The organism is Mucilaginibacter gossypiicola, from assembly GCF_900110105.1.
GTDB lineage: Bacteria > Bacteroidota > Bacteroidia > Sphingobacteriales > Sphingobacteriaceae > Mucilaginibacter > Mucilaginibacter gossypiicola.
Genome location: NZ_FOCL01000001.1, coordinates 777020 through 789701, shown reverse-complemented (window position 1 = coordinate 789701; position 12682 = coordinate 777020). Strand labels below are relative to the sequence as shown.

General features: G+C 38.0%; 13 protein-coding genes, 1 other RNA gene and 1 pseudogene. 12 read left to right on the top strand and 3 right to left on the bottom strand.

Annotated features, from left to right (window positions below; genetic code table 11):
- Window positions 1–391: 391 nt before the first annotated feature.
- The 7 genes from BMX50_RS03215 (at window position 392) to BMX50_RS03195 (ending at window position 4098) form a co-directional block, all read left to right on the top strand.
- Window positions 392–868, top strand: coding sequence for a hypothetical protein (locus BMX50_RS03215; protein WP_244280833.1), 477 nt, complete (start codon window positions 392–394; stop codon window positions 866–868).
- 193 nt (window positions 869–1061) lie between these two features.
- A complete protein-coding gene (locus BMX50_RS35030) occupies window positions 1062–1190 on the top strand; it encodes a hypothetical protein (protein WP_256464371.1) in 129 nt (42 codons plus the stop codon).
- The gene (locus BMX50_RS34410) at window positions 1187–1360 is read left to right on the top strand and encodes a hypothetical protein (protein WP_167667791.1); all 174 of its coding nucleotides are present in this window, start codon (window positions 1187–1189) and stop codon (window positions 1358–1360) included. Before BMX50_RS35030 ends, BMX50_RS34410 begins: the two co-directional genes overlap by 4 nt.
- An 11-nt stretch (window positions 1361–1371) precedes the next feature.
- Window positions 1372–2418, top strand: coding sequence for a DUF932 domain-containing protein (locus tag BMX50_RS03210; RefSeq protein ID WP_091207542.1), 1047 nt, complete (start codon window positions 1372–1374; stop codon window positions 2416–2418).
- Between the two features lie 42 nt (window positions 2419–2460).
- Complete coding sequence (locus BMX50_RS03205; protein ID WP_091207540.1) at window positions 2461–3243, top strand: DUF3560 domain-containing protein; 783 nt, start codon at window positions 2461–2463, stop codon at window positions 3241–3243.
- 3 nt (window positions 3244–3246) lie between these two features.
- Window positions 3247–3624, top strand: a complete 378-nt coding sequence (locus BMX50_RS03200) for a hypothetical protein (protein ID WP_091207537.1) — start codon at window positions 3247–3249, stop codon at window positions 3622–3624.
- 189 nt (window positions 3625–3813) lie between these two features.
- Complete coding sequence (locus tag BMX50_RS03195; protein WP_143065069.1) at window positions 3814–4098, top strand: hypothetical protein; 285 nt, start codon at window positions 3814–3816, stop codon at window positions 4096–4098.
- A 12-nt stretch (window positions 4099–4110) separates the two neighbouring features.
- On the opposite strand, the gene BMX50_RS03190 is transcribed toward BMX50_RS03195, so the two are convergent.
- Window positions 4111–6861, bottom strand: a complete 2751-nt coding sequence (locus BMX50_RS03190) for a DUF4365 domain-containing protein (RefSeq protein WP_091207530.1) — start codon at window positions 6859–6861, stop codon at window positions 4111–4113.
- A 160-nt stretch (window positions 6862–7021) separates the two neighbouring features.
- Here BMX50_RS03190 and BMX50_RS03185 point away from each other — a divergent pair, with 160 nt between their 5' ends.
- From BMX50_RS03185 to BMX50_RS35160, 5 genes and pseudogenes are all read left to right on the top strand, one after another.
- Window positions 7022–8074, top strand: a complete 1053-nt coding sequence (locus BMX50_RS03185; RefSeq protein ID WP_091207527.1) for a hypothetical protein — start codon at window positions 7022–7024, stop codon at window positions 8072–8074.
- A 65-nt stretch (window positions 8075–8139) separates the two neighbouring features.
- Window positions 8140–8898, top strand: a complete 759-nt coding sequence (locus tag BMX50_RS03180; protein ID WP_091207524.1) for a hypothetical protein — start codon at window positions 8140–8142, stop codon at window positions 8896–8898.
- The gene (locus BMX50_RS03175; RefSeq protein WP_091207521.1) at window positions 8879–9250 is read left to right on the top strand and encodes a hypothetical protein; all 372 of its coding nucleotides are present in this window, start codon (window positions 8879–8881) and stop codon (window positions 9248–9250) included. Before BMX50_RS03180 ends, BMX50_RS03175 begins: the two co-directional genes overlap by 20 nt.
- Before the next feature lie 197 nt (window positions 9251–9447).
- Window positions 9448–9618 (top strand): hypothetical protein, encoded by a 171-nt coding sequence (locus BMX50_RS34405; protein ID WP_167667790.1) that lies wholly within the window; start codon window positions 9448–9450, stop codon window positions 9616–9618.
- Window positions 9587–10369 (top strand): annotated as a pseudogene (locus tag BMX50_RS35160) (recombinase family protein); the annotation flags it as partial. The gene BMX50_RS34405 and the pseudogene BMX50_RS35160, both read left to right, overlap by 32 nt.
- 728 nt (window positions 10370–11097) lie before the next feature.
- On the opposite strand, the gene ssrA reads toward BMX50_RS35160, so the two are convergent.
- Window positions 11098–11466, bottom strand: a transfer-messenger RNA (tmRNA) gene (gene ssrA / locus BMX50_RS03160).
- 120 nt (window positions 11467–11586) lie between these two features.
- Complete coding sequence (locus BMX50_RS03155) at window positions 11587–12648, bottom strand: acyltransferase (protein ID WP_143065067.1); 1062 nt, start codon at window positions 12646–12648, stop codon at window positions 11587–11589.
- Window positions 12649–12682 lie beyond the last annotated feature (34 nt).

The following is a 12682-nucleotide window of genomic DNA, read 5'->3' as shown; positions in this document are numbered from 1 at the left end:
GCAATATACACTGCGATGACCTGCCCGGCCTTTCGCTTACGGACGGTAACGGTAACCGTCAGGCGCTCGTGCCGTTCAGGTCGGTTTTCATGACCGCCGCAGCGCTGGTATTCTTCAGACGGCTATCGCCTCATTTGCCTTTTGTTACGCAAAGGAATCCCTCGCCGCGAGCCAAGGCCATGCGGAGTGCCGTCAAAAAAATCTTCCTGCAATTTCAAAGGCTGCGGCTGCGCCGCGATGTGTTGGCAGCGTATTTTTTAGCGTCAGCCTTGTCTCTTTTCCCCGCGCGCAAATAATGGGGTGCTTAACAAAAGGCAAATGAGGCGATAGCCGAATGAGCCAGGCGAAAAAAAAGTATCAAACAAATTTTTAACCCTTTAAAGCGCAGAAAATGAGCACAACAACCAAAAACAGCGGAACTACACAAGGTGCAGCAACCGCAAAAAACGACAGCAAAAAAATCGAAACCACCAACCGCCCGAGCATCCCCGGCAAAGACAATGAAAAAAACGATGGACTTGTTAAAAACGACCCCGCCAAAATTGAACCCGCTGCCCAGGCTGCGCAAGCTGCGCCCACACCGGCAACAGAAACTAAGGCCTCCGCTAATGAGCAACCGGCAACAGGCCATGAGCAACCTAAAACCGAAGAGGTGAAAGAACAGCCCGCAGGAGAAATTAAATTTCTTAAACCTGCCTTGAATTTGGAGCAGACCGTAAAATACGTTGAGGGCCTGCACCGCAAAAATATTCAGCGTTTAGCCTTAATCGCCCGGATCAAAACTTTAGAAGATTTTCAGATCAAACTGGCCGAAAATGCCGACCAACTGGAAAGCAATTTTTATCAGGGGTTGCAAACTGATCATTGAGGATGACAAGGGTAACAAGTTTACCACAAACACACCAAACCTCATTGCGATGACTGCACAGTTTGTTTACGATGCCTGTGTGTCTAAACTTTCAGAAATCGAGGCAGAAATCGTTTTTCCTAACTAATTAACTCTTGCCTCCCGGAACTACCGGGAGGCTTTTTTTTAACCAACCCATTAAATAGGAATTAAGATGTACGAGCTATTTATCGAGTTAACAAACCAGCTTTTTTGGGACGGCTACGCCGAACAGTTAGCAAAGGAAAACCCCGCAGTTTTCCAGTTTGAATTTGCCGAGTTCATAAACTCCTATCAATTATGAATAAGCATAACGACACCTTGTATTTGCTCATTAAAGTAACGGTAAACACGCCCTACAAGCACATACATAACGCCATTAGCGAACTGCAAAGGGAAACCAATTTGAGCATTACCAGCACCGAAAATGTGCAGGTGCTGAAAACCGAAATAATGGAATTGAAAACCAAATAACATTTACAATCATGCCAGATAATATAAATTTCAATCAACTAACAGGTAAACACGCTTTTATGAGCGTTAAGGAAAGAGCATGGCACGGCCTCGGGCAGGTCGTTGACCGTTACCTGACCAGTGCCGAAGCTATACAGGTAGCCGGACTGGACTATGAAGTAGAAAAATGGTCATTATACGCATACGATCAGCAGGGGCGGTATTCCGATGATCTTTTTGTGCCTGAAAAATTTGCTACCGTTCGCACAGATACAAATCAGGTTTTGGGGGTAATCGGTAGTGAATACGAAATTGTACAAAACCGGGATGCCTTTAAATTTTTTGATGCCATTGTAGGCGGTGGCGATGGCGTTTTATATGAAACAGCCGGAGCATTGGGTAACGGTGAACGTATTTTTATTACCGCCAAATTGCCGGGTTACATTCGTGTTGGTAATGACGACCTGATCGAAAAATATTTGTTCCTCACCACCTCGCACGATGGTTTTGGCAGTATCACTATTGCATTTACCCCAATTCGTATAGTATGTAACAACACGCTTAACGCAGCATTGCGAAATATGACCAATTGCCACAAAATCCGCCATACGGAAAGTGCCAAAGAACGTTTGGAAGAGGCACACAAAATTATGGGCTTCACCAACACCTTAGCCGACCAGTTGAGCGATGTATTTAACCGTTGGTCACAAATCCGCATCCGTGATAAGGAAGTGCTTAAACTGGTGCAATTGGCAATGGCACCAAGCAAAGAGGTGCTAAATAAAATATTGACAGACGAAGCACCTGACGAGTTTTCAAGCAGGTTTAAAAATACCGTTGAACGTATTTGTACCTATGCCTTCACCAATCCAACCCAACAAATGGACACCACCCGCGGAACTTTATTTGGTGCATACAATGCGATCACAGGGTATTTTCAAAATGTATTGGACTACAAAAGCGAAGAGCAAAAACTAAAGTCCGTCATGTTTGGCAATGGCCTGACAAAAACACAAACTGCATTTAATCTCTGCCATGACTTTGAAAAGTTTGGAGGCGGTGATTTTATACTCAATTAATAACAAGGCGGGGGCATTTGCCCCCGCCAAAATTCTACAATCATGAAACACGATTTTGAAGAACGTAAAGAAAACCGCATAATAAACGCTCACCGCTTAGCTAAAAAGAACACCCAGGAAGCGGAAAGCCTGTATACAACAGCCTCAGAAATGGCAAGCGTTATACCTATGGGGCAGCCTATTTTAATTGGCCATCACTCAGAAAAACGAGATCGTAATTACCGAAACCGCATCAGCAATAAATTTCAACAGGCAAATATCAAATTGGATAAAGCTGCCTATTATCAGGACAAAGCAAAAACTATTGAAAATAATGACGCCATATTTTCGGATGACCCTAAAGCCCTGGAAAAGCTGAACGCCAAATTAAATGAATTAAAAAAGGCACAGGAGTTTATGAAGTCTTCTAACAAATGTCTTAGGAAAGGCGATAAAGAATGTTTTTTAAAATTAGAGGCTGCAAGTGAAAACCTTTGGGATGAATTAAATAAAACCAGCCCCGGTTATGGCAAAGGATTTGCACATTTTAGCCTCTCCAATAATAACGCCAATATACGCCGTATTCAGCAGCGTATCGACCAACTTAAAAAGCTGGAGGTTAAAACAGCAATCGACGAGACAATAAACGATATACGCATTTTTGAAAACAAAGAGGCGAACCACTTGCAAATCATATTCCCCGGTAAGCCTGATGAAATCACCCGCAAAAAACTGAAATCTGCGGGTTTCCGCTGGTCACCAAGAGAGGGTGCATGGCAACGACACATCAGCCGGAGCGCTTATTTAGATGCTCAGATTATAGTTAAGAATATAACTTCAAAATGAGACATGACAATTTGTTATGAATTTGCATTCAGGTTAGCCGTCCGTAAGAAAAACGGACGGCTATTTAAAAATCACTCCGTTAACGGTATCGGATTCACTTTTCAAAATGCGCTTTGGGATGTTTACCATACCTTGAAAAAACGGAAAGCTGAAATTGTTACTATTTTAAGTGTGAGGCCTTTGCGGGTGGCATTTGCCTTTAATAGTCAACAACAATCAATTAAAATAAATATTGCAGATCACCCACCGGACATACCAGGCGATTTAAACCGGGAATTGGAAATGCTGCCCAAAAAACGCATAGAAGAACCCGTTAAAGCCTTCATTTGGGAGGAGGAACCAACCTTCTATTTTATTTTAAAAAGGCCGTATAACGGCTAATATAGGGGCTGAGGCCCCTTTTTTGATAGGGTTAGACTTCTTTTCTTTGTGATCAAAGAAAAGAAGCAAAAGAAATTATTTTAAGGTAACCTATACGTTCTACTTATAAATTACAACTATATATTGGTATTACCAGATAAGGATTTTGAATCAATTATACCTACCTTAGAAATACTAAACAGAACCGATATGATAGATGTCAAATTTAAATTCAATGATCAAAATCGCGATTTTGGCCTGACAACATTTGTCAACTATGAAAAGGAACGATTGGTTTTTTTCGTACAGTTGGATAATAGCGGCATACTGGTAATTGAAAAACTATCAGGTACTTCCTGGAAGCAAATCTCCGGAGGTACATTTGACGATGGTTTTAGGGATGTTATTATTGAGGCTATCAACAAAATCCACTTATCTAAAATTTGGGATGATGCCCGCCCACTTGAAGAATTGCCAGCACATTATTTAAATTAATTAGTTAGCACTTTAATCTTCTACTGATTCAATATTTAGCGGATTATAAAGATCAATGTAAAGCCGCTCCATCCGGTTATCCCGTTTAGATTTTAAATAAGTTTCTAATGTTGATTTTATGACCGGATGCTTTCTAAATGCGGCAAAGTAAAATTTAGTGGCATAGAGTCCAATCCATCTGACCTTAAATTTAGAATAATCAAAATTGGCAATGTCAAGTAACCAATCGTAATAATCACCGTAACCAAAGAAATTCAAATCGGTAATTTTTTTTAGGTCTATCTCCATTTTAAAGCAGAGATTAAGTAGCATATCAAACATCGGGTATTTATTTTCAGTCTCGCTACCGAGCATGGCCTGAAAATTTGGCCGGTTAGGATCTGGAACAGCCTGAGCAATGAACTTATCCAAATATTTAAGATCTAAGGGCAGATCATAAATACTTGCATAGTAATACTGATAGGCATCAAATTTATGATCAAGTCTCTTTTCCAGTTTATTGATAATCTTCTTTTGAAGGGTTGCAGGTAATATTGGATAAACATATACGCCAATATTATTTTCTCTTCTTTCGTCGTCCTTAGCATTACTATTCATTAAAACCTTTTCCTCAGCTTTTGAAACCTGCAATTTTATACCACGGAATTTTATGGCATTGGACACTATACTAATCCTCGCTTGCGCATAAGCATCTTTTTGGAGCAGTGAAAACCAGAAAAGTCGTTCAAGTGTCGATGAAGCTAACTGAGGATGTTTTTTGACGATAAATGAGTTGACATTTACGTAACAATCAGGTGAATGTAATGGCCCATTGTTAATACAACAAATGATTTGAGATATAACCGTTTCTGCTTCCAGATCGCTCATTTCTACAATCGAAGCTATACAAAGTGTGTTAGCGAATAAGGAGGGGTATTTGTTTCTCCAAAAAAAACCATCATCCGGGCTGTAATTTTTAAAGGCTTCATCTACCAAATGATTGTTTGCGAGAAGATTTTTAATTAACAAATGAAGGTTATCATCTTTTTCCCATGGTTCGTAGGCTATAGATGTAAGCCGGTACTTATTGAAATATCGCCAGATCATTTCCTGACTTCCGTCAAAAATCATCCGATGCAGATGATAATCGTTAATTTTCTGTGGTAGATTGGGGTTTTCGTCTTTCATAGCATAAGCAGCGAAAAGCCCTTCAGTCATTGCATCAATTAGTTGCTTGTATTCACCCCATCTATCAAAAACAATATAATTGCCATTTACAAAAGAATTAAGTTGAGCAACTGAATCAATCAGTTCATTGAAATGCCTGTTTCTGCCAACATTGCCGTCAATAAAAGATTGGTAGTTGTCCCTGATCTTACCAACCGCTTCGTGAATTTCATAAGCTGGCTCATTGATGAAATTTTGATTTTTTATCCATTTTGCAAGCTTCAGATTATGCCCTTTGGTGGCAGATCTTAAAACTACCTTATCCAAATCAATATTCTGATCCGAAGCAGCAGTATTTATAATATCGATATCATAATACCCCCCCTTTATCAATCTTCCCAGTTTAATCAGGTTAAACTGTGTAATGGCATAAATAACCGGCTTTTTCGCGATTTTTGCTTCTTTAGCAATTGTTTTTTGCATTTCAGCTGCTTTAACAAAATTACCTAATTGGTAATGCATGTAGGCAACCTTCATTTTATCAAGTAACCCTTCAGTAGGTTGATTATCAATTGATTTAATTGAACCTGGAATATCTAACTTGTAATACCGGCAAGCGACACAATCACATTCCTGATCCGGGAAATACCTCAATGATACATCCGATTTCCTGGAATCATTTCCAAGCCAATAAATATGATTTTCAGTAAATTTCTTTAAAACCAGCTTTGCTTTATTTTCCGCATCAACAACACCACTGATTAGTGATGGATTTTTAAATGTAATGGAATGGTCATCATTAACCTGAAAAGAGTCGAACAATTCTATCAATTCTTTATTATCAGTGGTTGCTTTGAAAGAATTAATGTATGGAATGAAACCATCAGCCTTTTTAAAAGGTTTATTTCGGATTAACAGGTGCCTTGGGAGATACCTGATCTCGTCATATAGGTATTCAAATAAATCATAAACCTGGTCTAATAATGGTTTCTTTTCGTCTACCTCAAAATCAGCTCCATTGGAAAAAATGGGGCTATCTTTATCTGTGGTTTTATAAAACTGTGTTGATTTAGATTCCCCGATCTGATCTAAAAACTTTTCAAAATTTTGTGCATTGAGTTGATGAGCCGGATTAATATAGATTTGCACACTTTCCTGATCATCACCAGCTTGATCAACTCTATCATCGACACTATCATCGAGTTGGATGGCGTGCCAAAAAACCTTTTGGTTAGGCACGTCGCACAACATAAACATGGTAGCAAAAGGTATCTCCTGCCGGTAATAACGAACATGCCGTAAAGAAATTTGAAATGATATTAAGCCTTTATTTTCCGTTTTAATTAAAGGTTTTACCGGGTCAAGGGTACCTTTATTTTGCAACTTAAATATCTCAAGAGTTTCGTTTTTAGCTTTTCCAATAATTTCAACCTGAAAATCGATTCCTCGGTCATCCTGGTTTTCCTCACTCACAACAGAAATATGAATTCCGGAATAGATATTTCCTATTTCATCGAAAGTCTTTTGGAGCAACAAATTGCCCTTTTTTCTTCCATCTATTGCTTTAAAGTCATCCGTGTAGTCCGTTTTCTTTTTTCCTGAAGTTTTCTTGCCCATAAATTGATAAAGTTTCTGGCGATTACTAAATTAACGATTTTCAAATATTAAAACACGCGTTGTCCATCTGCTAACACAGTTTAATTGCCTATTTAATGGAAACAACTGTTAACATTGTTTAGGATGTATTATTTTAGAATTTATATAACACCTTATTCCAATGGTAAATAAGCTCTTTGATGATTTTGAAAGAACTGACATCAACCGTGATAATTTCGTAGTTGAACATTATACATTTTTAAATACCTCAGCTATTGACGAGGCCGAAAGAGCAAGAAAAAAGATTAATTTATGGAGTGATGGATTTCCGGTTACTACTGAATTTCTGAAGCGGTTCCGGTCAAAAAATAACAAGCAGCATACCGCTGCCTTATTTGAGTTGTATATATTTCATTACTTTAGAAATAAAGGATTTCCTATTGAAGCATTGGATAGAGGTAAAGTTGCTACTCCAGATTTTAAGGTTAGTATTGATGGTAAAACCGTATATGTTGAATGTACATGTTCAAGCAACTCCGGAATAACTGATACTATAGAGGAATTACAATCAGTTATCCTGGATTCATTCAAAAAAATAGATAAACAGGAGTATTTTATCAATATAGAGTGGCTTACTTGCGCCCCAAATACTCCCTCTTTAAAAAAGATTCGTCATCATATACGGAACTATATAAACGATCAGCATCGAGCCAGGCAACTATTTATAGAAGATGGTGGCTGGAAAATCAACATCACCTTATTGTCAGCTTCGTCATCCGTTAAGCGAGGGATCGGATTTATGCAGAACCCTGCACAGGTTGTTACACCTCATTTAAATGTTCTCACAGCTTTAAACGATAAACGTCCGTCAAAATATGATTTAAATGGTCCTTACATTATTGCATTGAATAGTGAGGATATGTTTCTTGGCCATTTAGATATGGAACTGGCATTATTTGAGGGCGCAAGGTTTCAGGATAAGTTACCCTTGAAACTTTGTAGGGATTTCGGATTTTTTATCGCAAAGCAGCACTTGGTCAATTCATCGGTTTCTGCGGTTTTGCTGGTTCAAAGACTTTCACCATATAGTGATGAATCGCCTAAAATGATGTTGTATAATCATCCAGAACCAAAATACACCTTTGCAAAAGAAAAATTACCAATAAATCAACAATGGTTTGAAAAGATTGATGAAGAAAATTATCAGGTAATAAATACTCCTGAATTATTTTAATCCTTCGAGATATAAAATCGGATACTGTAATTGAATCTGATTAATTTTACCCAAAATCTTATGGTATGCCTGTTTCACCTTCACCTACCAAACATATAATTACTGAAGCAGAATGGCTCTCATGCCAGGCGTTAGGTTTTGTGTTATATGCGCCAGGAAGTAAAACATCATTAGTTGACTTTTTAAATGCCAACTTTGATGGTTTTGAATTGCTTCAATTCTTATCAGAGATTAACAATATGCTTAGTCCGATGACTTCAAAGAAACTTACCAAAGTGATTAGTTTTGACGAAAAAGATCCCCAGGAGCTAATTATTCAATATTTTTCGGAGGATCATGACGATCCCCAAAATGGCCTTGTTTTTTCCAGAACCTTTATAAAGGACAATAATGAAAAAACGGTAATGCACGATTTTTTCAGAATTCCAAAGACAGCTCGAAATCAGGGCCATGGTAAAACAATGCTGAAAATCGGTTTACAACAATATTTAAATATCGGCGTTGATTTGATTAAAGTTCACGCGGCATTAGAAGATGGTGGTTTTGTTTGGGCTAAAGCACATTTTACAGCGGTTAACAAACCTGAAATGAGCCTTATTCTGGCAAATGCAAAATTATCTTTGAAAGCAGAAGAATTTAAAAAGGTTAAAGAGGTATTTGACAATTATTACAATCAGGAACCAGACGGTAAAGCATTTCCAATTAATAAATGGAGTAGTATGCCTGAAATGGTGTCAATCCTGCGTAATAGTGACTGGCACGGTGAAATAAATTTGAATAATCAGGAACTTTTAACTAATTTTAATGATTATGTTACTGGATAGAAACAAATATACAGAGGCTGGTTACATCGGAGAAGAGTTGATTGGTGATACAAACAAACAGCTTGATCAACGTTGTTTAGCTGTTCAGCATAGTATGAAAGACAAAGACTTTTCAACTTATGAAGAGACGCTGGCTGCATATCATGTTACTGACGCTGAGTATAAATTGTTTATAGGTAAAACTGCTATTAAAAATATCTTCGTTAGCTTTTCTGGCAGCACTTCACCAATTTTTAAAAAGGATTTTCTTGAAATCTATGAAAATATGTTGTTCACATATTTTCCGAGCCCATCTAACCGGGTTATATCTATTGCAAAGGGGATCGAAGAGGAAGCGAACGAGGTAGCTTAATTAAATTTTCTAAATTTTATTACTCCACAATAAGGATTCAATAGATTATATTGAACCGTATTCTTGTATTTTCTGCTTTCTGCAATCATTTAAAATCCAAACTCATCCAATTTTCCTGATTTAGTTTTAGGTACTTCCTAAGTACTCCTGATAAAATTGTGTTCGATAACTCAATATTCGGGCTTAGAAAATTGCCTATGAAAGCTAAAAAAACAGGTACACTTTCTGTTGATGAAGCCATCATACAGAATATTGAAGAGGTTGAACAGCAAAAAGAACTAAAGCTGATCAATCTGATATCAGAAATAATTGTCAACGCAACTTTAAGAGAATTAAATGAAACGAGCGATCAGGTATCTGAGATTTAGTAATCTTGGACAAAGTAACGGATCGATAGAACGCCAGGAACTTTATACGGACCAATATATTGAATATAATAAAATCCTGCTTGTAGATAGTTTTATTGACCGTGGCCACAGCGCCAAAACTTTTGACAGGCCAGATTTTTTAAAACTTCAGCAATTTATAAAAAAGCATCAGGGCAATGTTGACTATCTCATTGTCGATCAGTTAGACCGGTTTAGCCGTGACGCCGGAGAGGCTATGACTTTGGTGAAAAAATTACAGCGCCAATATAGCATCCAAATAGTCAGCGTCACAGAAGGGATAGTTTTTGATTATGATACTCCAGGTAGCTATTTCAGAACGGGCTTGCAATTACTATTAGCAGAAGAAGACAATATCAATCGAAGCATAAAAATTCGTGGTGGGAATTATACTGCCAGAGCTAAAGAGGGGCGGTTCATGAGTAATCTTCCACCATTTGGCTACAAAAAAGAAGGCGAAGGAAAAGAACGAACCTTAATTATTGATGAGGAAAAGGCCAAAATTGTTCATTTTATCTACGAATCTTATCTAAGGGATATTCCCTTGAATGTTATTAAAGAGCAGGTCAGAAAAATGGGCTTCGACAGAGGGGGTAATATGGCCGTAGAACGAGTACTAAGTAATCCTGCATACGCTGGCATGGTTAGGGCAAAAGCGTTTAAAGAACATCCAGGCGGACTATTTCCGGCAAGGCACGAACCAATTATTGACATGACAACTTGGAACGTGGTTCAAAATAAAATGATGAAGCCTGATAGAAGCAAGAAAACCCTTGATGATGAAATACCATTAAGGGGAATCTTAAAATGTCATTGTGGTCAACCATTATCCGGTGCTCCATCGAAAGGCAAGGCTGGTACGTGGTACTATTACTATAAATGCAAACATTCGCGGCATAATAATATAAGTGCCACCAAAGCACATGAACAGCTGCTACAGGTTTGCCAGCTTATGAGTCTTAGCATACAGCAAGTTCAAGCCATCAAAAACAAGGCAGAGGCATCTTTAAACGAAAAGTTTAAAGAAAATCAAGCAATTGCTAAAGAGAAAAAAGAAGAATTATTAAAGATTCAGGAAAAGCTTTACGCAGTGGAAGAAAAATGGATTAGTAATCAGATTAACCGAGAGACATACAATCGCTGGTACGCTAACTATAATTCAGAGATTCTCACCTTAAACGCAACAATAGAAAGATATAGTAAAGATCCGAAATCTGGCTATAAACTCGTGTCGAACCATTTAACCATGCTTACAGATATGGAATACGTTTATAATCAGGCAACTACAATTGAAAAAAGAGAGTTTATTTCTATGGTGTTCGACAGCAACTTGTACTATGAAAATGGTATCTATCGAACACCAACAATGATGCCATCGCTATCTCATAACTACCTGATAATGAAAGAAAAAGGATTGCTTGAATTGACAAAAAAAAGGGATTTCCAATTGGAAATCCCTTCGGGTGGAGCCGGAGGGATTCGAACCCTCGTCCAAACATGGTATAAGGTAAGCTTTCTACATGCTTAGCTTCTGTTTAATTGTAGGGAAGGGGAAGGTCAGTCGCTTACCTATACCGTCTTCCTTAGGTGCTTTATCTCGTTCGCTATGCACACCTTAAGCAAACCAGTTTCATCTTTCGATGCCCCGATTGCCGATCCGATGAAACGGAAAACCGGCGGGACAAAAGCTATGCTAATTCTAAATTAGGCAGCTAAGGCGTAGTTATTTTCGCCATTTGTAAGTTTGAGCGTTCAGATTAAAGCGCTAATTCACCCAACGCGCTGCATGCTTACCTACTTATCTCCATCCTGTCAATTCCGGTCGACCCCATTTTTGAGTTTGCAGTTGCCGGTGGGCAGTTTGCAGTTATAAGCGGTTACAAATATACGGATTTAGTTTGCAGTTGCGACGAATAGTTCATGGATTTTAATTGTCATTGCGCCGAAATTTTATCCGGCAACATACTTTAGCAGCGGTAGTTTGCTCATCACAAATATCAGAAGACTGGATAACGAAAAAGTTAATAGCGCGACTAATGGAATACTGAAGACCGGGTTGAATATCTTATATGTAATATCATTAAGTTCAAGGACGTTTAAAATTAAAGCATGGCTAAGGTATAAGCCTAAGGTATACTTGCCTATATTACTTATAATGTTATTTACAACCGGATTTAAATTGACTTTAATAAATCTTGCCATTAAAAACGCGCCCGACGATAGTATAATTATAAAAGGACTAATCGGCTCGTAAAAGAAAGTGTTTAAGTCTTTGTTTTTCAGTAATATAAAATACGTACCTAAAGTTATTAGTAGAGCACATAATACAAATACCAATGCCGCAATTAAAGCTATGTTTTTAAATTTAAATGGCTTATAAGCAAGATAATAGCCAAGTACGAGGTATCCAATATAGCCGGTAAAGTTGTGGAGATCAATGCCCGGATCGAACATCGTTAAATAAGGCCGGCTTAAAATTACTGTCAAGAACCAGATGCCTAAAAAGTACAGCAACTCTTTTTCTGTTGCGTTGCGAACAAACTTGCTTATTACGGGTATAAACAGGTAAAGCCCCATTAAAAGATAAACATACCATAAATGATAGTAGCTGCCGGTTTGAAGTTGCTGTAATATGAGTTTTATATTGGGCCATATATTGTTTGATAATTCTATCTCTTCGTTGTAAAGTTTATAACCGATATAAGTCAAACTCCAAAAAATAAAAGGGGGAATGAGCCGGCCAAATCGCCTTTTTAAAAAGTCGCCAAGTTCATACTCGCGCTGTAATAGCAAAGCTCCGGTTATCATCACAAAAACAGGTACCGAAAAACGCACCACAGCATTGTAAACGTCGGCAGCAAGCCAATCGTTAATGGAGGCATCTTTAACCCGGAATAATAAGGGGGAGGCTGTATGTAGCACTACAACGGCAAACATCGCTATCAACCTTAAATTATTTATCCAGTTAATGTTTTGATGTTTGCCAGGGCTAATTGTTTGGCTAAATTTCATTGAAATAATGTGGGCTATTCTTTTGTGCGATTGA